Source organism: Lentimicrobium sp. S6 (genome assembly GCF_013166635.1).
GTDB lineage: Bacteria > Bacteroidota > Bacteroidia > Bacteroidales > UBA12170 > UBA12170.
The window spans coordinates 1-22584 of record NZ_JABKBZ010000010.1 but is presented as its reverse complement, the minus strand read 5'-3'; the positions used below and the strand labels follow the sequence as shown (position 1 = coordinate 22584).

16 protein-coding genes are annotated in these 22584 nt (G+C 34.9%); 10 read left to right on the top strand and 6 right to left on the bottom strand.

Features of this window, described 5'->3' with window-relative positions; all coding sequences use genetic code 11:
* The first annotated feature begins 52 nt into the window (after positions 1–52).
* Positions 53–769: a hypothetical protein gene (locus HNS40_RS05590; protein WP_172278535.1), complete on the top strand. Its 717-nt coding sequence runs from the start codon at positions 53–55 to the stop codon at positions 767–769.
* A 193-nt stretch (positions 770–962) separates the two neighbouring features.
* Complete coding sequence (locus HNS40_RS05585) at positions 963–4037, top strand: glycosyl hydrolase (RefSeq protein WP_172278533.1); 3075 nt, start codon at positions 963–965, stop codon at positions 4035–4037.
* A gap of 206 nt (positions 4038–4243) precedes the next feature.
* Here the strand turns inward: HNS40_RS05585 and HNS40_RS05580 are convergent, their stop codons facing one another.
* Together HNS40_RS05580 and smpB are read right to left on the bottom strand one after the other, a co-directional pair.
* Positions 4244–4777, bottom strand: a complete 534-nt coding sequence (locus tag HNS40_RS05580; RefSeq protein WP_172278531.1) for a DUF255 domain-containing protein — start codon at positions 4775–4777, stop codon at positions 4244–4246.
* 22 nt (positions 4778–4799) lie between these two features.
* A complete protein-coding gene (gene smpB / locus HNS40_RS05575; protein ID WP_172278529.1) occupies positions 4800–5249 on the bottom strand; it encodes an SsrA-binding protein SmpB in 450 nt (149 codons plus the stop codon).
* 201 nt (positions 5250–5450) lie between these two features.
* Between smpB and HNS40_RS05570 the strand changes: the two genes are divergently transcribed.
* Positions 5451–9245 (top strand): PAS domain S-box protein, encoded by a 3795-nt coding sequence (locus tag HNS40_RS05570; RefSeq protein ID WP_172278527.1) that lies wholly within the window; start codon positions 5451–5453, stop codon positions 9243–9245.
* 6 nt (positions 9246–9251) lie between these two features.
* Here the strand turns inward: HNS40_RS05570 and HNS40_RS05565 are convergent, their stop codons facing one another.
* Entirely contained in the window at positions 9252–10103 is an 852-nt protein-coding gene (locus tag HNS40_RS05565) for an N-acetylglucosamine kinase (protein ID WP_172278525.1), read from the bottom strand.
* Positions 10104–10170: 67 nt separating this feature from the next.
* On the opposite strand from HNS40_RS05565, the gene HNS40_RS05560 reads away from it, so the two are divergent.
* The 5 genes from HNS40_RS05560 to HNS40_RS05540 are packed head-to-tail and all read left to right on the top strand — an operon-like array spanning position 10171 to position 15619.
* Positions 10171–11250 carry an iron ABC transporter permease gene (locus tag HNS40_RS05560; RefSeq protein ID WP_172278523.1) on the top strand — a complete coding sequence of 360 codons (1080 nt, stop codon included), beginning with the start codon at positions 10171–10173 and terminating at the stop codon, positions 11248–11250.
* Positions 11247–12236 (top strand): ABC transporter ATP-binding protein, encoded by a 990-nt coding sequence (locus tag HNS40_RS05555; RefSeq protein ID WP_172278521.1) that lies wholly within the window; start codon positions 11247–11249, stop codon positions 12234–12236. Before HNS40_RS05560 ends, HNS40_RS05555 begins: the two co-directional genes overlap by 4 nt.
* Positions 12237–12242: 6 nt before the next feature.
* A complete protein-coding gene (locus HNS40_RS05550; RefSeq protein WP_172278519.1) occupies positions 12243–13886 on the top strand; it encodes an amidohydrolase in 1644 nt (547 codons plus the stop codon).
* Positions 13887–13919: 33 nt separating this feature from the next.
* Positions 13920–14900: a lipoate--protein ligase gene (locus HNS40_RS05545; protein ID WP_172278517.1), complete on the top strand. Its 981-nt coding sequence runs from the start codon at positions 13920–13922 to the stop codon at positions 14898–14900.
* A 29-nt stretch (positions 14901–14929) separates the two neighbouring features.
* Complete coding sequence (locus HNS40_RS05540; RefSeq protein ID WP_172278515.1) at positions 14930–15619, top strand: hypothetical protein; 690 nt, start codon at positions 14930–14932, stop codon at positions 15617–15619.
* A gap of 74 nt (positions 15620–15693) precedes the next feature.
* Here HNS40_RS05540 and HNS40_RS05535 read toward each other — a convergent pair whose 3' ends face one another.
* Entirely contained in the window at positions 15694–16044 is a 351-nt protein-coding gene (locus HNS40_RS05535; protein WP_172278513.1) for a RidA family protein, read from the bottom strand.
* A gap of 169 nt (positions 16045–16213) precedes the next feature.
* Here HNS40_RS05535 and HNS40_RS05530 point away from each other — a divergent pair, with 169 nt between their 5' ends.
* Positions 16214–17797 carry a beta-N-acetylhexosaminidase gene (locus tag HNS40_RS05530; protein ID WP_172278511.1) on the top strand — a complete coding sequence of 528 codons (1584 nt, stop codon included), beginning with the start codon at positions 16214–16216 and terminating at the stop codon, positions 17795–17797.
* A 96-nt stretch (positions 17798–17893) separates the two neighbouring features.
* On the opposite strand, the gene HNS40_RS05525 is transcribed toward HNS40_RS05530, so the two are convergent.
* Both HNS40_RS05525 and HNS40_RS05520 read right to left on the bottom strand, forming a co-directional pair.
* Positions 17894–18229, bottom strand: a complete 336-nt coding sequence (locus HNS40_RS05525; RefSeq protein WP_172278509.1) for a MerR family transcriptional regulator — start codon at positions 18227–18229, stop codon at positions 17894–17896.
* 15 nt (positions 18230–18244) lie between these two features.
* Entirely contained in the window at positions 18245–19219 is a 975-nt protein-coding gene (locus tag HNS40_RS05520) for a M23 family metallopeptidase (RefSeq protein WP_172278507.1), read from the bottom strand.
* 143 nt (positions 19220–19362) lie between these two features.
* On the opposite strand from HNS40_RS05520, the gene alaS reads away from it, so the two are divergent.
* Positions 19363–21981 (top strand): alanine--tRNA ligase, encoded by a 2619-nt coding sequence (gene alaS, locus HNS40_RS05515; RefSeq protein ID WP_172278505.1) that lies wholly within the window; start codon positions 19363–19365, stop codon positions 21979–21981.
* Positions 21982–22584 lie beyond the last annotated feature (603 nt).

The following is a 22584-nucleotide window of genomic DNA, read 5'->3' as shown; positions in this document are numbered from 1 at the left end:
TCAGTAATTTAGACCAATAATTATAAACTAATACCCTCACAAAATGAAATCAATGAAAATTATTTTACTTACTATTATGGCTGCTTTTATAGGCCAAACTAGCGCTCAAGATTTACAAGAAGTCCTAGATTCTCACTTTGAAGCGATTAATCAAGAAGCTGTTTCTAATATTAAAACCATTCATATGATTGGAAAATCTGGTAGAATGGGTCAAAGTTTTAATTTTGAATTATGGCAAGTTAGACCTGGGAAAAGTCGCATGGAAGTAGATATACAAGGACAAAAAATGATTCAAGTTTATGATGGTGAAAAAGGTTATATCGTGGCTCCATGGACAGGTTCAGTTGAAGCGCAAGAAGTAGGCGAAACTGAAGCTCAGCAAATGGCAGAACAAGCCGACATGGATGGAGAATTATGGAATTGGAAAGAAAAAGGCTCTCAATTAAGCTTAGAAGGAACAGAAGATTTTGAAGGAACAGAAGTCATACTTTTAAAGCTCATCAATAAAGAAGGAAACGAAAAAATATTTTATTTAGACGCAGATTCATTCTTGATGATAAAAATGACAGCAAAGATACAAATGCAAGGTGCTGAGGTATTAAGTGAGTCTTTCTTTAGCAATTACGACGAAGTAGATGGTATGGTGATGCCTTTTTATATCGAAAATAGGATGAATGGACAAGTGGCTAATTCTGTTACTATTGAAAGTATGGAGTTTGATAAAAAAATAGACGATAAGATGTTTACCAAGCCTGAATCGGGCAAATAAATATCATGCATAGAGCAATTTACAATTCAAAGGACTATTTTTAATAAGGTGGTTTTTGAGTGTTAGATAAATCCTTAGTCTTGAAAATTAACTATGAATTTTTCACTAATCACTCAAAAACCATTCAATCATTCAATCATTCAATCATTCAACCATTCAATCATTCAACCATTAGATCACTAAAAAGCTTATCATGAAAAGATTTTTCTACCTCTTTCTTGCCATATCCATGAGTTTTTCTGCTTTCTCTCAAAAAAAAGAAATCAAATTAAGTAAATATACATTTGGAGAATATAAAGCACGCGAAATCGGTCCAGCTGTCATGAGTGGGAGGATTTCGGCTATCGATGCTTTAGAGTCCAATCACAATATAATATATGTTGGAGCAGCCTCTGGAGGAGTGTGGAAAAGTACTAATGGAGGAACTTCATTTAAATCTATTTTCGACAAACACATCCAAAGTATTGGTTGTATTACTATAGACCAAAAAAATCCAGAAACCATTTGGGTAGGAACTGGCGAAGTATGGGTAAGAAATAGTACTTCTGTTGGAGATGGAATTTATAAATCAACCGATGGTGGTGAAAAATGGAAAAACCTAGGATTAAAAGATACAGAGCGAATAGGTCAAATCCAGATTGATCCTGAAGATGGTAATATTGTTTATGCTGCAGCTTTGGGTCCTCTTTGGAGAGCCGATAGCGCTAGAGGAGTCTATAAAACCAATGATGGTGGTAAAACTTGGAATCAGGTTCTTTTCGTTGACGAGAATACTGGTTGTAGTAGTTTAATTATTGATCCTTTGGATTCCAAGCACCTCATAGCAGGTATGTGGAATTTCAGACGAACAGCCTATTTCTTCCATTCAGGAGGAGAAAGTAGTGGAGTATTTGAAAGTTTCGACGGTGGTGAATCATGGAAAAAAATCTCGAAAGGACTTCCTGAAGGTAAACTAGGAAGAATTGCACTTGAAGTCTCCCCTGCTTATCCTCAGAGAATATACGGTCTAGTAGAATCCAAGAAATCGGCTTTATATCGTTCTGATGATTCTGGTAAATCTTGGAAAATGGTCAATTCTAATTCACAAATGGGAGAACGACCTTTCTACTTTCAATATATGAAGGCAGATCCTGTAGACAGCGCTAGAATTTATAAACCCGGTTTTAGTATGGTGGTTAGTGATAATGCAGGTGAGAATTTTGAAAGTCCATTTGTTGGTGGAGGAAATGTACATAGTGATATACATGCCTTATGGATCAGCCCGCAAGACAATAGAATACTATATTTAGGTAGCGATGGAGGAATGTATATCTCTGTAGATAAAGGAAATACTTGGCGGATGGTTCGTAACTTACCCTTATCACAATTCTATCATGTATCGGTTGATAATGACATCCCCTATCATGTATATGGAGGTTTACAAGACAATGGCTCTTGGTATGCGCCCTCTAAAAGTCCTGGTGGGATTTCTAATAAAGATTGGCAATTTTTAGGCTATGGAGATGGCTTTAATGTATTTAGAGATCAAGTGGATCCTAATTTGGTATATTGGCAATATCAAGGTGGAAATTATTCTAAGAAATATTTGAATTCTGGAGAACAGAAAACCATTAAGCCGCAAGCTGAGGAGGGCCAAGAAGAATTAAGGTTCAATTGGAATGCTCCGATGAGTTTTAGTCCAGATGGAAAAAGAATGTATGTGGGTTCACAGTATTTGCATTTGAGCACAGATCAAGGAGAGAGCTGGACGAGCATTAGTCCTGATTTGAGCACTAATGACCCGAAGAAATTACAACAAGAAGAAACCGGAGGACTCACTGTGGACAATTCATCTGCAGAAAACCATTGTACCCTTTTCTGTATTACAGAATCTCCTTTAGATAAAAACGAAATTTGGGTAGGCAGCGATGATGGCCAACTCCAATTGACTCGTGATGCTGGAAAAACCTGGGAAAACTTAAGTAATAATATTGCTGAACTTCCAAAACATACTTGGGTTTCTCATGTGGAAGCCTCCTCTCATTTTCCTGGTACTGCCTATGCTACTTTTGATGGTCATAAAAGTGGTGACTCAAAAGCTTATGTGTTTAAAACCACGGATTATGGGAAATCATGGACTAGTCTAATCACTAATGACCTCCCTATTTATTGTCATATTATAAAGGAAGATTTTAGCAATCCAAACTTACTATTTCTTGGAACTGAATTTGGAATGTATATCAGTATTGATGCAGGAAAGCAATGGGTTCCGTTTAATGGTGGAATTCCTAAAGCTTCCGTCCGTGACATGGTTTTTCAAAAAAGAGAAAATGATTTAGTTATCGCTACTCATGGTAGAGGTATATTTATTATTGACGACCTCACTCCTCTTCAAAGTATGAAAAAAGAAAAACTAAACGAAGATCTTGTTTTTCTAGATTCACGTCCTACATTAATATCTTATCTGGGTTGGTCTATAGATCAACAAGGAGACAATGATTATTCGGCTTCTAATCCTTCGAGCAGTCCTATGATAACCTATTACCTCAAGAAACGGCATATGTTTGGCGATATGTATATGGAAATATTCGATGAGAATGGAGAACTACTAAGCGAATTGGCTGCAGGTAAAGGAAAAGGAATCAATAGAGTCCCGTGGAATATGCGCATGAAAGCCCCCAAGGTACCCAAGTCATCACAGATGCTTAATGCAGCATTCGTAGGACCTAGCTATCCTCCGGGCACATACCATGTAAAGCTTTATAAAAAAGATAAAATCTACGAACATCAATTTGAGATTAAATACGATCCCAATTCTAATCACAGCCCAGCAGACAGAGACTTAAGGTATAAAACACTAATAGAAGCTTATGACCTATTAGAAGACTTAGCCTTTATGGACCATCATATTTTAGAGATTAGAGACCAAGCTGCAATAAACCAAAGTGAAAGTCAAGGCAAACTGAAAGAGGAATTAACCGAACTCGAAAAAGAAATGGACAGTTGGCATCAAAGTATTTCCGCAACAAAATATGGAAGAATTACTGGGGAGGTCAGATTAAGAGATCGAATTGCCGATATTTATAGTGGAGTAATGTCTTTTCAAGGAAAACCCTCCGCTACTCAGATTTCTCGTCTAGCTGATTTGAAAATGGATATTCAAATTATGCAAGAAGAACTTGAGGATTACGAGAATAATGAGCTAAACAAGCTCAACAAGAAATTGAAAAAGAAGAATCTTTCAATTATAACACTCAGTAGTCGAACAGATTTTGACAATAAAAAATAATCTCTTCTGAAAGAGAAAGGTTTGTCAGAATGAGAATCCCCTAAGTCAAAAACTTAAGGTAAGATACTATATAACAAACAATTAAAATCATGGCACGAATATAGGTTTATTCGTGCCATGACTTATTATATAGAAAATAAAACAATAATTAATCTACTATTATTCTTAGGTACAGTAATCCTTCTAAGCTCGCTGTTTTTATAGTTCTATTTTTCAGTAGAAAATGAAGCAGAATAATCTTGATAAGATTGATTTATATAGGCTCCTTCTCCAAACCAATGGATGATGGGATTAAACTTCTCTGTGTTCATATATCCATTAACAACCGTCAACATTTTATTCTCTCCATTCATGAAAGCATAACTGGGATAGCTCATTTTATTATTCAATAATAAGGCTGCTAATTGATGTGTGGATCGTCTTCCTTCAGGATTAGGATTTACAAATTCTTTCCCCATAAATTGTATAGCCTCAGTTTGTTCGGCATCTAATTTCACACAATAATAATGCTCATTCATATATTTCACAATGATGGGATCTACAAAAGTTGAGGCATCCATTTTTTTACACCATCCACACCAATCTGTATATACATCAATGAAAACCAGTTTCGGATTTTCAGTATTTAAAGCTATGGCTTCCTCAAAAGTATACCATGTTATTTCTTCCTTGTCTTGAGCTTGTAATATACTTGTACTCATTCCAATAATTAAGGCAAGTAAAAATAGTTGTTTTCTCATTCTTTTGTTTTTTTTATTTAGGCTAATACTTTTCTCTTTCAATATCTCTTTTAATATCCTTTTCTTTTAGACTAGCTCTTTTATCGTAGGTATGTTTTCCTTTTGCCAAGGCAAATTGGAGTTTGGCTAAGCCTTTATCATTTATAAAAAGAGATACAGGCACTAAAGTATATCCTTTTTCATTAATTTTCACCTTTAGCTTCTTTAATTCACGCTTTGTTAACAAAAGTTTACGGTCACGCTTAGGTTCGTGATTATAATGCGTGCCTAATTTATACTCACTAATGTGCATGGCTCTTACAAAAAGTTCCAAACCAAAAAAGCTACAATATGCATCTGTTAGCGTTGCTTTCCCATATCTTATCGATTTAATTTCTGTTCCTGTTAATTGAATTCCAGCAACAAATTTCTCTTCTAAAAAGTATTCGTAAGATGCTCTTTTATTCTTAATATATACTGAAGGTAGTGCCATTTCATTGAAAAATTGATGGCAAATTTATGAAAAATATACCAGCTTATCTTATTAAATATTAGTGATCATAAATATGAAAATTATTTGATTGTAGAACCTAAAAAATGTGTAAATTGCAGTATTAAGGGATTTTATCCTGTTTTAGTATATTTTATTTCTAGGGGGATTTTGGTGGACAGCCAAAATGAATATTAATATTTTATGAAACCGATAACTAACCAAGCAAAGATTAACCAACATCTTCAAGAAGGATTAAGAGTAATATCTGAACAATTACATGGACATTCAGTATATATCGTTAGCTTTCTACAAGACAAGCCAACAATCTTAAAATCACATTTTCAGCACGATACGAATCATCACTTTGATAATTTGATGTTTGAACTTATGCAAAGAATGATAGAAGAGGACAAAGACTCTCAACTGTTTTCTGATTTAGATAAATATAGCATCATACCCACCCACCCTCTTTATTCTTCATATATACAACGAATTCCAAATACAACTGATCCCATTTTTTTTGGCTTGTTTAGTGTAGACACCATGATTTTAGACGCTACACAAAAAATCATCTTAAGTCTGAGCATAGAAAACTTTACACTTCTATTGCAACAACAAGAATCTATTTCACATTTGTCGAAAAGAAGATCACATCATCCGCTTTTTGAATTAATATTTCAATCTGTTTCTGAAGCCATTAGCATACATGATCTAAACACCGAAAGGTTTATTGCTGTCAATAATAAATTCGAGAAATACGCCGGCTTGCAAGAAAGTGAGATCATCAACAAGACCGTAGAAGATCTCGGTTTTTGGTATCATAAAGAGGAACATTCAGAATATACCAAACTACTGCAGAGCCAAGGTTATGTAAATGAATTTTCTGCACATTTCACAAACAGTAAAGGGAAAGTTTATACAGCAATTATTTCTGCTAAGGTATTTAATTATAACGACACAGATTATATTTTGGTCATTATTGGTGATACCAGTTCATTAACACAAACTCAAAGAGCATTGCAATCAAGTGAGAAAAAATTCCGAACTATTTTTAATGCCTTACCAGATCCCACAAGTATTAATAAACTTGATGAAACATATGCGTTTACCGATATCAATGATGCTTTTATAAAAAACCTCGGTGCATCCTATTCTGACTACATTGGCAAAAGTGGTTTTGAATTGAATTTATGGGCCGATAAAGACCAAAGGCAAACCTATATTGAAACCATAAAAAAGCAAGGATATATAGAAAATTATCAAGCCAAATATCGCCATCCCAATGGCAATATTATCGAAGGTTTAGTTTCTGCTAAGACCATAGAAGTAGATAATGTTCCTCATTTATTGGTTTTACAAAAAAACCTTGACCATTTTATAAAGCTTAAAAAATCAATCAAGATCAGTGAAGAGAAATTTAGAATGATTTTTAACGCCAGCCCCGATGCTATAAATATTATCAAAGCTGATAATTATAATTTTGTAGATGTAAATCAATCTTTTCAAACTATCACACAATATAAAAAAGAAGAACTCATTGGAAAATCTTTACTTGATTTTAATTTTTGGACTAATGATAAAGATGCCGAATTTTATATCCAACAATTAAAACAAAAAGGAGAAATCTTCAATTTAGAAACTACCATTCAAGTTAAAGATGGACAGCTTATTCAAACTTTATTATCAGCCGCAATTATAGAGTTCAATGAGGTACCACATATTATCAATATTAGCAAAAATATTGAAGATATAGCAAATATGAAACGTGACATCATTGAGAGCGAAAATAAGTTTAGAAGTATAGTAGAAAACTCTCATGCTGCTATAGTTATCATAGATAATAATGAAGTTTTCAATTATGCAAATCCAAAATCTGAAGAAATTTTTGGTGATACAGCTGAAGAATTAATAGGCCAAAAGTTCGAGAAATGGATACACCCATCAAGTATCAATTTAGTTAAAGAACGTTATTCAAAAAGACAAAAGGGAATTAAAGTTCCATATAATTATGAATTTAAGCTTCTTCAAAGCAATGGAACCATCAAAGATATAGAAATCAGCTCATCCATCCATAAAGACAAAGCAGGTCGTATTTTTACTATTGCACAACTTTTGGATATTACCAAGAGAAAAGAGGCTATAGATAAAGCATTTAATGAGCAACAAAAACTACAGCAGTATTTAAACATAGCTCCTCATATTCTCATTGCTTTAGATATAAATGGGAATGTGGAAATGGTTAATGAAAGGGCTTGCGAAATACTTGGTTATAAAGAAAAAGAAATTATTGGAAAAAATTGGTTTGAGAATTTCTTACCCACAGAAATCATTATTAAAACCAAACAAGAGTTTAAACAAATATTAAATGGTGCTCAATTAATTTCATCTTCAGAAAATGATATCATCACTAATGACAAGAAAATAAGACGAGTTCATTGGCAAAGCTCTCCAATTATTGATCAATTGGGAGTCATAAAAGGTTTATTGAGCTCAGGAGAAGACATCACCGATAGGATGAATACCCTAAAAATCTTAAATCAAACAAAAGTGGTCGCCATACTATGGAAGTATCAAAAAGACAAACACGTACATCCCATTGAATATGTATCCCCTAACATTAGTAAATTAATTGGCTATACACCAGAAGAACTTATTGAGAATCAAGTTGAATATCCGGATTTGATTCACCCAGACGATTTACCCCGAGTACTCAATGAAGTAAATTATTATGTCAATAATTCTGCTTTTAAAAACTATAGTCATGAATACTATAGGTTGAAAAGCAAAAATGGAGATTATGCTTGGGTGGAAGATCAAACTGAAATCATTCGAAATATCCAAGGTGAAATAACGCATCTAAATGGTTTATTGATAGATGTTTCAGAAAAAAAGAAATCTATTGAACTCATCAAAGAAAGCGAAGAAAGATATAGAACTATTTTCAATTCTAATTTGGATGGCCTGATCATATTAAATGAACAAGGGGATATTGTCGAAGTCAATGAAGTCACCTGTAATATGTATGGATACACCTATCAGGAATTGATGCATAGGGACTCTAATAAAATAAAAATCGCTAGTGATATTAACATCTATTTTGTTAAAGATTTCTTAGAAACTAACAAAATCCTAATTGCGGAATCTGAGGATATTAGAAAAGATGGTTCACCTTTTAATATTAACGCCAAACTGCGATACATTACTTATAATCATGAAAAGCATATTTTAGTCATCATAAGAGATATCACTGACATAAAAAGAGCTGAAAAACAACTGATAGATGCAAAACAAAAAGCTGAAGAAAGTGACCAACTAAAATCATCATTCTTAGCCAATATGTCTCATGAAATAAGAACACCCATGAATGCTATTATTGGTTTTTCTAGCCTATTGGAAGAAGACGATATTGATCAGAATGAAAAATCAGGATTTATCAGTAGAATTAAAAATAATGGACAAAACTTATTAAACCTGATTAATGATATTATAGATATTTCTAAAATAGAAGCCAACCAAATACGGTTTATTTCGGAGACCATAAACATAAAGAAATTCCTATCAAACCTTTATGATTCTTTCGAAATAGAAGCTAAAAAGAAAAGTATTCACTTAATATTCAATTATAGTGAAGATAAAGAAATGAACTCGCTTAAATCAGACACTTATCGCTTGAATCAAGTGATGGTTAATTTTTTAAGCAATGCTTTAAAATTCACTCCTAAAAATGGCGTAATTGAGTTCGGCTGTAAACATGTTCCTCAAAAGAAACATGTTATGTTTTATGTTAAAGACTCAGGAATAGGTATTCCCAAAGCAGAACAAGAATTTGTATTCGACAGGTTCCGTCAAGCACATACCATGACACATACCGATTATGGTGGGACTGGATTAGGTTTGAGTATTTCCAAAGGTTTAATAGAACATCTAAAAGGCGATATTTGGATGAAGTCAGAAGAAGGAAAAGGATCTGAATTCTATTTTAGCCTCCCCTATTAAATCATCTTAAATTTTATTGTTCTTATGAAATTCTAAAAGAGTATCTATTGGTTGCTTTATAATATTACCCATTTTAAATCCTCTATCCCCCAAAACCTTTTTCAAAATAGCTTTATAAGACCATGCTATAGAACCCTGAAAACTAACAGGTAAAGATTTATCCATACTTAAATCAACAACAAATTCATCAAGAAACTGATTAAAGGAGGATTCTATCAGAGCCCTGACAAATTTCTTGTCCTGATTTGAAAGAACAAAAGGGCTAAAGCTTGCTAAAAAACGATTTGGATTTGGAAGGTTATAAAGTTGGTCCAGTAAACGAGATAGATCAAGATGAGGATATTTATCATTAAAGTCCATTACCAATTCTTTTGGAGCTTTACCATTGAAAATGGCTTTCAACAGCATTCTACCTATATGATTACCAGAGCCTTCATCACCCATGATGTAACCAAACGAAACCGCTTCACCTATAATTACCTTACCATCATACAAACAAGCATTAGAGCCCGTTCCAAGAATACAAGCTATGCCTTTTTCGTTTCCGAGTAAAGAGCGCGCCGACGCCATTAAATCATGCTCAATATGAATTTTCGCATTCTTACAAGCATTAGTAAGACCCTCAAAAACAATTGATTTTGAATCTATGCTTCCACAACCAGAACCATAGAAGAAAATTTCTTTAAGCTGAATTAAATCATCAGAGGCAAAATGTTCTCGCATCTCCTCTGTAATTTCTGATGATTTGGTAAAGTATGGATTGAGCCCTTTGGTTTTATATTTGAAAACTTCATTAGTCTTTGGTATCCAAAGTACCCAATCAGTTTTTGTTGATCCGCTATCTGCAATGAGTATCATATTAAATATTTTAAGCTAATTTAGCACAAAATTTGAACGAAAACAATTTAAAGGTATCAAAAAGACAATGACATTACGGGATAATCCTAATAATCAAAGTGTAAAAACTTTTAAAGGCAAATCAATTCGGCTTATCATTGCCCTAATTGTACTAAACCTGATACTCTTCTTTGCTAATCTGGTATTTGGATCTATTCATATTCCTTTTTCTGAGATTTTAGAAACACTACTCTTCCCATCAGCAGAAACCGAGAGAATTTCCCAATTAATTATATTAACTTCTCGATTACCACAGGCTATTACAGCACTTCTAACAGGAGCAGCTTTATCGGTGGCTGGGCTTTTAATGCAAACATTATTTAGAAACCCTTTGGCAGGGCCAGGCATATTAGGAATTAGTGCAGGAGCCAGTATGGGTGTTGCTATTTTAACATTATTGGGTGGAGCTGGTAGTTTAGTTCTTATTTCTAGTTATTTGCAACAATTCAGCATAGTGATTGCAGCCTTTGTGGGTGCTTTTTTAACTCTCGGGCTCGTGCTTCTCTTTGCACGATTTGTTAAAAGCAACGTCTCACTACTTATAATAGGACTCATGATAGGTTATGCGGCATCTTCATTCATTGGGTTCCTTCAATTCATTAGCCATGAACAAGAAGTTCACTCTTTTGTGATTTGGGGATTGGGAAGTTTTAGTCAAGTGAGCATGCATCAAATGACATTATTTGCTAGTTTGATATTGTCGGGAATTGTGGCAAGCTTCTTCTTTGTTAAGCCATTAAACCTCATGCTACTAGGGGAACATTACGCCACAAATCTAGGCGTAAATGTAAAAAAACTAAGAGTCAGCCTGATCGTAATTGCAGGATTGTTAACGGCGGTAGCTACCGCTTATACCGGACCCATTGCTTTTATTGGGCTGGCAGTTCCACATTTGAGTAGAATGCTTTTTAAAACTTCAGAACATAAAATATTATTACCTGGAATTATCCTCACAGGAATGGCCATAGCCCTATCTTGCAACCTAATTGCTCGACTACCATCGCTTGAACAAGCCATTCCGATAAACACGGTAACCTCCTTATTTGGAGCGCCATTGGTAATATGGTTTTTGATAAAAAATAACAGAATTAACATGTCGACTTCATGAAAAAGAAACTCTTGGAAATAAAAGATCTGGAGATCGGCTATCAAATAAAGGACCAAAAGAAAGTCATACAAAGCCATCTGAATCTAAGCCTATATGCTGGAGAATTAATTTGCTTAATTGGTCCTAATGGAGTCGGAAAATCAACTTTTTTAAAAACATTGGGTAGAATCCAAGCTGAGCTTTCTGGCGAAATGATCATTGGCGACACTCCAATCTCTAAATTCAATCAGCAAGAATTTTCAAGGAAATTAGCTCTGGTACTTACAGAGCAATTAGACATTCCACAAATGAGTGCCCAGGATGTGATTTCCTTGGGAAGATATCCATATACTGGCTTTTGGGGGAATCTACAGAAAAAAGATTTGAATATCGTTATTGAAACAGCTCAAAATGTTGGAATAGCACATCTTTTAAATCGTAGCTATGTAGAATTGAGTGATGGTGAGAAGCAAAAAGTAATGATAGCCAAAGCTCTTGCTCAACAAACTCCATTGATGCTTCTAGATGAGCCTACCGCTTTTCTTGATTTCCCTACCAAGTCGAGTCTTTTAATCATGCTTAGGAAACTAGCCCGTCAGAAACAAATGGGCATCATCCTTTCCACTCATGATATTGAACTGGCTTTAAAAACTGCGGATCAAATATGGTTATTTCCGGAACACCAGAAAATGATTAGCGGAATACCAGAAGACTTAGTGATTGAAGGACAAATCCTCAATGTGTTCAAAAACAATGAGATGGCTTTTAATATTGAATCTGGTCATTTTGAAAAGCAATTTAAACCTAAATTCAGTATTGAAGTAATAGGAAAAAGCACGAAAGCCACTTGGCTTAGAAAAGCCCTGATTAGAAATGAAGTATCCCCAACTGGACCATCCGATAAACATATTGTTTGTGATGATGGATATCATATCTTTGAAGGAAAGCAAAAAACCCATTCTACTCAGAATATTCAAGAATTACTCCATTTTTTAAAAATACAATAAGATCGCATGAAAAACATCCTCTATTTATTCAGTTTTATCCTCTTTTTAAGCTCCTGTCAAACCCCTATCGAAGTGGATATGATGGTTCAAGATGCTAAAATCTATACCATAAACGAAAATTTCGAGATGGCTGAAGCCATGGCTATTAAAGATGGCAAAATCATCGCTATCGGAAGCAATGAAGAAATACAATCACACTATTGGGCAGAAGAATCTTTAAACCTCAATAATCAATATGTATACCCTGGATTTATTGATGCACATTCCCATTTTATCTCTTATGGACAAAGCTTAGTTTCAAGAGCTAATTTGGTGGGAACAAAAAGTTTTGAGGAGGCTATTGAAAATCTTCAGGTTTTTGAGAAAGAATTTCCTGCTGAATGGTTAATCGGCAGAGGTTGGGACCAGAATGATTGGGAAGTACAAGAATTTCCTAGCAAAGAAAAGTTGGACGAGCTCTGGCCCAATAAAGCAGTTTATTTAACTCGAATTGATGGTCATGCAGCTATTGCCAATTCAAAGGCATTGGAATTAGCGGGCATAAATAATGAAACTCAAATTCATGGTGGTGAATTCATTATAAAGGATGGTGAGCTCACTGGAGTATTGATAGATAATGCTATGGAGATGGTAAGAGAAGTGATGCCAAGCACCAGTAAAGAACTCAGAATCAGGGCAATTAAAGAATCTGAAAAAGGATGTTTTGCTGTTGGACTAACCACTGTATGCGATGCAGGTTTAGAATATTACGATATTAATCTGCTTCAAGAATTACACAATAGTGGCCAATTGAAAATGAGAGTTTATGCCATGCTTACTCCAACAACTGAAACTTTGGAAGAAATAATGACCAAGGGACAAATTATCACTGATCGATTGACGGTAAGATCAGTTAAATTATATGCCGATGGTGCCTTGGGAAGCCGCGGAGCTTGTCTTCTTCACGATTATCACGACAAAGCCCATTGGAAAGGAATGATGTTAAGCCCACAAGCCTATTTCGATTCTTTATGTATGATGGCTGACAAATATAATTACCAAGTGAATACACATGCTATTGGTGATTCAGCCAACCGTGTCATCTTAAAAACCTATGCTAAATATTTAGAAGATAGTAATGACAAGCGTTGGAGAATTGAGCATGCACAAGTGGTTCATCCAGATGACTTTCACAGATTTGGTGATAAAAGCATTATACCATCCGTTCAGCCTACTCATGCCACCAGCGATATGTATTGGGCCGACGAAAGATTAGGGCCAGAAAGAATAAAAAGCGCTTATGCTTTTGAAGAACTCCGTCAACAAAACAATTGGATTCCTTTGGGAACTGATTTTCCTATTGAAAAAATTGACCCACTCCTTACTTTCTATGCTGCAGTGGCGAGAATGGACAATAAATACTATCCTGAGGATGGTTTTCAAATGGAGAATGCACTAAGTAGGAAAGATGCGCTAAAAGGAATTACCATTTGGGCAGCCAAAGCTGGTTTTGACGAGCATAAAAAAGGTAGTTTAGAAACCGGTAAATTTGCAGACTTCATTGTTCTAAAGGAGGACCTATTGGAAGTTCCTGCCACAGAAATCCCTTATATTAAAGTTAAAATGACTGTTGTTGGTGGTGAGATGGTTTACTCTTCCATCACAGAATAAGTCCAAATCATTCCATTATTTAAGATTTAAACTATGCTGTGTCTCAGATCTAAAACAAATAATCCAGTTTTCAACATTGCCACTGAAGAATACCTGCTCAAGCATAAAGACGAAGATTGCTTTTATCTTTATATTAATAACCCTTCTATCATAATCGGTAAGCACCAGAATTCACTGGCGGAGATTAATGTGGATTATGTGAAAGAAAATGAAATCACCGTAGTGAGAAGACTTTCTGGTGGTGGAGCCGTTTTTCATGACCCAGGGAATTTGAATTTTAGCTTTATCAAAACCAAAGAGAAAAATGAGCCTATTGATTTCCGTAAATATACTCAGCCTATATTAGATGTATTAAATGCTTTGGGTGTGGATGCTAAATTTGAAGGCAGAAACGACCTCACCATAAAAGGAAAAAAATTCTCGGGCAATGCCAAACATATATATCAGAACAAAATTCTGCAACATGGCACCTTGCTTTTCAGTTCCAAACTTCCTGATTTATCGCAAGCTTTAAAGATAAACCCACTCAAATACCAAGACAAAGCAGTGAAATCGGTTCGAAGTAGGGTGACGAATATATCAGAGCACTTAAGCACCCACATTAGTTTAGAAGCTTTTGAAGATCATATTATCAATCATGTAAGAAGTATATATGACGACACAGAGTTATATGAACTCACAGAAACTGATATTGCTGCTATCAATCAACTCGTTGACGAGAAATACAGCACCTGGAATTGGAACTTTGGCTCCTCCCCTAAATACAACTTCCAGAAGGGTATAAAAACCACTGGTGGTCATATAGAATTAAACCTAGAAGTGAGAAAAGGTGAAATCGTTAATGCCAAAATATTTGGGGATTTTTTCAATACCAATGACATTGATGAATTAGAAAAGCTTATCATTGGAATGCCTCACGATTTGGGGAAAATCAAAGCTCAATTACAGCAAATAGAACTCGGTAATTATTTAGCCAATGTAACTTTGGATGAATTTATGGAAGCTTTTGTATAAACCTTCTCGACAAACCAATAATTATCATTATGAAAACTAAAGTCCTCTTATCAATCTTTATTATTCTTTTTGGATTGACTTCTTGTAAGAAATCAGAACCTGAAGAAAGAATGATAACCATTAAAGGTATCGTACTGAATTGCGACAATAATGAGGTTTTTCCTAATACGGAGATCCTTATGTTAAAATCAAAATATATGGAAGATCATGATGACATCGATTACTATTATTATATTGAACCCATAAGATCAATAACTAATAATAATGGAGAATATGTACTTACATTTCCCTATAAAGATAAGGATATGCTTCATCCTATTTTCGCCTATAAAAATGATTATATCCAAAAGAATAGCGGCTATAAAAACCCTCTAGACAATTGTTCTCTATCAGAACTAAACAATGACACAATACTACTAGGAAAAGCTACATATCTTAATGTTGTCTTGAACAACTTTACTGGGAATAAAGGTTTTATAATAGATTTAAATAAGAATATACCATCAGAATTATTTGATCCTACTGCAGATTACAATACATGCGAATATTATATAGACAACGATGATACGGTAACAGTGCTCAAAGAATCCTATTTATCCAAGGACAATCATAATGTTTATGTGACATGGTCAAGATATAATAAAAAACATGATGACACAACAGTTGTGGTTCAAATGAACCCCAGCGATACCACATTTTTGTCTATAGATCTTCAGTAAACTAGATTTTCTTGTTGAACTTAAAACTCAAAATTAGAGGAATCTCATATATTAAAACTCCTCCATTTTACTCATTATTTTTTAGCAGCTACAACAGACATTTCCACCAATAGTTCTGGACGAGCCATTAGAGCTTCAACACAAGCGCGAGCGGGTTGATAACCATTCGCTACCCAAGCATCCCAAACCTCATTCATAGCTGCAAAATCTTTCATGTCGCGGATATAGATGGTAACAGAAAGAATATGTTTCTTATCAGAACCTGCTTTATCAAGTAGCTCTTCTACTTTTTCTAAAGTAGTAATCGTTTGTTCTTTAATATCTTTAGTAGCATCTTTTGCCACTTGTCCACAAAGATAAATAGTCCCATTATGCTCAACAATTCTACTCATACGCGGAGTTGAATCTATTCTTGTTATTGACATGTGTTTATGTTTTAAATAGGGTGCAAAACTAGTCATAATTAGTCTGATTTTTTAATGATAAAAAGTTTGAAATTTGAAAACTAAATCCTCTTATATTTGGAGAGAATAATGAGGTATTAAAAACCAATGGTAGCTTCATTTTGAATCAAAAATGCATAAACACAAAATCATGATAAAATCAATAGCACTAAAGACCCTGTTAATACTATTAAGTCTCACTACTTTAATCTCTTGCCAAGGAGAAAAGAAAAGAATTATTAAATTCCCGAAAACAAATCTAGCAACAGAGAATATCATTCCTAAGCCCCTAAATATAATTTCCACGAATGGTGGTTTTGCCTTGGATGAGTTTAGCGCTATTGTTAGCATTGAAGACCATGATTATAAAGAAATAGCACAGATTCTAGCCGATAGAATCAATGATATAACTGGATTAAAAACACTTGTCAATTCACCTATCCTTAATCAAGAAAGTGTCATCTTTATAAAAAAGGAAGCTAGTCTTCATCCAGAGAATCCGGAAGCTTATCAATTACATATTACTACAGATTCGGTGATTCTTTCATCAAATTCTGCAGCTGGTGCTTTTAGAGGCATTCAGACTTTACGTCAAATTATCCCTAGAGAAAGTAACGACACACTCACGAATACTAAAATATGGACCATTCCTACAGGAACTATTACCGACTATCCCCAGTTCGAATATCGTGGAGCCATGCTCGATGTAGCACGTCATTTCTTTAGTGTGGAGGATGTTAAAAAATTCATTGAGGTCTTGGCTTATTATAAATATAATGCTTTACACCTGCATTTGAGTGATGATCAAGGCTGGCGAATCGAGATCAAATCGTGGCCCAAGCTAACAGAAGTTGGTGGAAGTACAGAAGTAGGTGGAGAGGCAGGAGGATTCTATACCCAAGAACAATATACTGAAATTGTGAATTATGCTTTAGCTCATCATATGATGATTATTCCAGAAATAGATATGCCTGGCCATACCAATGCCGCATCGGTCTCTTACCCCTTTTTAAATGGTAATGGCAAAGAGTTAAAGCTTTATACTGGAACTAGAGTTGGATTCAGTACCTTCGACACCAGAAAAGACACCGTTTATGTTTTTATCGATGATGTGATTCGTGAGATTGCAGCCCTTTCTCCTAGTCCTTATTTCCATATCGGTGGCGACGAAAGCCATGTCACTAAAAAAGATGATTATATCTATTTTGTAAATAAAGTAGAAAAGATAGTCCAAAAATACGGCAAGCAAATGATAGGATGGGATGAAATTGCTACCACAGATGTTGATGCTTCTTCTATCTCTCAATTCTGGCGTAGCAATGACAATGCGAAATTGGCTGTAAAAAAAGGCATGAAAATTATTATGTCTCCTGCGAAGAAAGCCTATTTAGATATGCAATATGATTCACTATCTAAACATGGATTACATTGGGCTGCCTATATCCCGACTGATGTGGCTTATAATTGGTCTCCTGAAAACTACGAAGACATCCCCCAGGAAAATATATTTGGAATTGAAGCACCGCTATGGAGTGAAACCATCAGTAATATTTTGGAGCTGGAATATTTGGCTTTTCCGAGAGCTATTGGATATGCTGAACTTGGCTGGACTACTCAGGAAAATAGAAATTGGGAGGATTATAAGAAGCGTCTGGGGAATCAAGCCCCTTATTTAAAGAGTATGGATGTTAGTTATTATGTTTCTCCTTTGATTGAATGGAAATTGGGGAAATAATTATTTTTGACAAGATTGAACCATATAAATCATTTAAGAGAATTTAAGAAAGCTTAAAGCATTATCTGACCTTATAATCCTTATTTGATTTAAAGCTTATAATTGTTCGCGGAGCTTTAATAAAAAGGCTTTGGTGTCTTTCAAGGTCTTCAGCACTTCCACCTCAGTATCTACTTTTACTTTTCTATTCTCTAGAATGAGGGTTTCTTTAGCCCCTTTTAAAGTGTAGCCTTTCTCTTTAACTAGATGAAAGATGAGGTGAAAATTGTCCACATCCTTAGGGGTGAACATGCGATTACCTTTTTTATTCTTTTTGGGCTTGATCACTTCAAATTCCTTTTCCCAAAAACGAATGAGCGAGGTATTGACGTCGAACATTTTTGCTACTTCGCCTATGCTATAATAAAGCTTTTGATGATGTTTTATTTCCATAGAAAAAGAATTGAATTATAATGCTCCTCCTCCAAGAGAACTATTAGCCGAACTAATAATCTCTTCATATTCTTGAGGGCTTAAATCGTTAAAGAAATAATATATAGGATTTACTTTCCTATCATTGCGAAGAACTTCATAATGTAAATGTGGACTAGTTGACAAACCACTATTCCCAACAGAACCAATCACTTGCCCCCTACTCACCTTCTGTCCTTTTCTAACCTTAAACTTGTGCATGTGAGCATATACGGTCTTATAGCCATAACCATGATCAATGGTAATTTTATTTCCGTAACCATAACTAGAACGGCTAGCCGACTCTACGACACCATCACCTGTAGCATAAATTTCAGTTCCGGTTGGTGCTGAAAAATCTAAACCATCATGAAAAATCCTACGCTTGTAAATCGGATGTATACGGTAGCCATAGAACGAAGAGATCCTCCTTTTATATTTATCACTTATAGGTTGAATAGCTGGAATACAGGCTGTCATTTGATCCATATTCTTAGCCATATCGAAAACTTCATCATAGGAGGTAGACTGTACATAAAGTCTATTACTCAACCTGTCCAATTTCTTGGTGGTATTTATCAGCAAGTCACTATTCTTATAACCTTTTAGTTTTTCGTATCTATCACTTCCTCCTATACCAGCTTGACGAATTTCGCTAGCAACAGGCTCAGTTTCAAAAATAACTCGGTAGATATTATCGTCTCTATCCTGTAAATTATCAGCAACCTTTTCCAAAATTTCCAACTTCTCATCCAATATTTTAGTTTGAAGCTTGAATTGTTCTATTTCACGTTGTTGCATCAATTCCTTTGGAGAATTAAAAAAAGTATAAGCAATAAGAATTACAACTCCCGAAAACAGAACTCCAGTAAACACTACAGATAGCAACCGCATCAAACGATTTTTGATGGTCGGTTTCACCTTTTCGTATTGTAAAGTTTGCTGATTAAAAAAGTATAATTTCTTCCCCATTTTTAGCTAAAAAATCCTTTTCGCATTTATCGCACAAAATTAACGAAATAAACTAAATTTGCAAGCTAAATCCGATTGAGTAAAAGCCAGCATTATTGGTTTGAAATCAAGGACTATTTTAGCTTAGAATAAAAACTAGAAAAATGAAAGCTGCAGAAATAAGAAGAAATTTTATCGAATTTTTCGAATCAAAACAACATAGTATTGTTCCCTCCTCACCTATGGTGATGAAAAATGACCCTACATTAATGTTTGTTAATGCGGGAATGAACCAATTTAAGGATGTATTCTTGGGCCATGGTAAATCCGTAAGTTCCAGAGTTGCCAACTCACAAAAGTGTTTACGCGTTTCGGGTAAACATAACGATTTGGAAGAAGTAGGTCATGATACCTATCACCATACCATGTTCGAGATGTTAGGAAACTGGTCTTTTGGTGATTACTTCAAGGAAGAAGCCATTTCTTGGGCTTGGGAATTATTAACTGAGCTATTAAAACTAGATAAAGACAGATTATATGTAACTGTCTTTGAAGGTGATGAAGCGGATGGAACAGAACTTGATACTGAAGCTTTAGAATTTTGGAAGAAATTTGTTCCCGCAGAAAGAATCCTCAACGGAAATAAGAAAGACAATTTCTGGGAAATGGGTGATAGTGGACCATGTGGTCCTTGCTCTGAAATTCACATTGACTTGAGAAGCGACGAAGAACGAGCTAAAATTAGCGGAGACAAATTGGTGAATGAAGACCATCCTCAAGTTGTTGAAATTTGGAACTTAGTATTTATTCAATACAATAGAAAAGCAAGCGGGCAATTAGAAAACCTTCCTGCCAAGCATATCGATACAGGAATGGGATTTGAGCGGTTAACTATGGCTATTCAAGGAAAAAGGTCTAATTACGATACTGATATCTTTCAGCCACTACTGCAAGAAATTGCTAATATGTGTGGCAAAGATTATGGTCAGAACGAAGAGCACGATATTGCCATGCGTGTGATTGCTGACCATCTTAGAGCTATTGCTTTTGCTATTGCCGATGGTCAGTTGCCTTCTAATACAGGAGCTGGATATGTCATTAGAAGAATACTGCGCAGAGCCGTTAGATATGGTTATAGTTTCCTTGGTTTTAAAGATGCTTTTATCTATAAATTAGTAGATATATTGGTATCCGAAATGGGTGATTTCTTCCCCGAATTGGCGAAACAAAAGCAATTGATAGAAAAAGTGATGATGGAAGAAGAAAATTCTTTCCTAAGAACTTTGAGTACTGGTATTCAGATGCTCGATAAAATTATTGACAATGTAACCATGCAAGGTTATAAAGTCATAAAAGGTCAAGAAGCTTTTGAATTATACGATACTTTTGGATTTCCATTCGACCTCACCGAACTTATTCTTAAAGAAAAAGGACTGGTAGTAAGCAAGCGTGAGTTTGACGAAGAAATGGAAGCTCAAAAACAACGTTCTAAAAAAGCTGCCACCTCAGAAACTGACGATTGGGTGGTTTTAAAAGAGGATGATGTGGAAGAGTTTATTGGTTACGATCATTTACAATCTACTATTCATATTACTAAATACCGCAAAGTCATCACTAAAAATAAGGAGCTTTTCCAATTGGCATTTAACATCACTCCATTTTATGCTGAAGCTGGTGGACAAGTGGGTGATACAGGATATATTGAGAGTGAAACTGAAAAGATTAGCATTATCGATACCAAGAAAGAGAATAACCTTATTATTCATATTGCAAAGCAATTACCTAAAAATCCGAAGTTGCCATTTAAAGCAGTAGTTTCTTCAAGCAAACGTGCAGCAATCACTAAAAATCATACAGCCACTCACCTCATGCATAAAGCTTTGAGAGAAATTCTTGGAACTCATGTGGAGCAAAAAGGCTCTTTGGTAAACGATTCTCATCTGCGTTTTGACTTTTCTCATTTTCAGAGGATGGAAAAAGAAGAGATTGCAAAGGTAGAAGCATTAGTAAATGTAGCTATACAAGCCAACACAGCAGCAGATATTAATGGACAAGTTCCCATAGAAGAAGCAGAAGAAAAAGGCGCCATGATGTTGTTTGGTGAGAAATATGGCGACTTGGTTAGAGTTGTCAAATTTGGAGATTCTGTTGAGCTTTGTGGAGGAACTCATGTGGAAGCCACTGGACAGATTGGTTTATTCAAGATTATTCATGAAAGCGCTATTGCATCTGGAGTTAGACGAATAGAGGCCTATACCGGACAAAAAGCCTTCGACTATATGAATAGCCATGTAGAAACTGTGGATGCAGTAAAAGGTCTGTTGAAAAATCAGAAAGACGTTGTTAAAGGCATTCAAATGATTTTAGATGATCAGAAGAAAATGCAAAAACAAGTGGAGGAGCTCTTGAATGAAAAAGCTCAGAACGAGAAAAAAGAATTAGAGAATAAAATAGAGGAATTTGGGGAAGTTAAATGGTTGGGACAAGTGCTGGATCTAGACGCAGGCAGCGTTAAAAACCTAGCTTTCCAGTTGACAAAGAAATATCCAGAGTTAATATTAGCTTTTGGTAATAGGCAAGGCGGAAAAGCAAGTTTAACTATTGCTTTAGGTGAACATGCTTTAGAAAAATCAGGATTAAAAGCCGGTCAGATGATTCGTACAGCAGCACAACATATTCAAGGTGGCGGTGGCGGACAAGACCACTTTGCTACAGCTGGTGGTAAAAACCCAGAAGGTTTAGACAAAGCTGTTTCTGAAGTAAAAGCCATGGTGAAAGGATAAAACCTCCGTTCCTATTATCAAATGTTCATCAAAATGCCTTAAAGGCCATTTTTCATGATACATTGGTTTATGCCGATAATAAATGATATTGTATTGCTTATCTTTAAGCTTAATACATTTCTTCATTGGAATTAGATATTGATATTTGCTATTTAGTTCTTAGTCGGCATTTTTTTGATTGATAATACCTTTAGCCCAAGAATACATTTTACGCTACTATATTTATAAATAAGCATATATTTACTTTTTAACCTTTGTTCGATTATTAACAATTGCCACAAAAGCCTATAACGCATTAGGTTTCTGTTAATAATCATGCAGTTACAGGGTACAATATCAAAGGATTATTAAGTAAAAGATGATGTATTATTGGCATTTCTACTAGTAGATTTCGATAATTCGCCCCTCTTTTTCCCCAAATTTCATTGAGTTATCCCGATAGCTCTTCATAAATTCGTGTCATATGAGCTAATTCTGGCTCATGTTAATTTTTATGGGGAGAATCAGAATAAAGAGTTCGGATTAAAGAGTAGCAAATATGAATTGATGTTTTGCTTCACAAGGCATAATATTTAGTGTAGATTGAAATTATAGCCTTTTTTA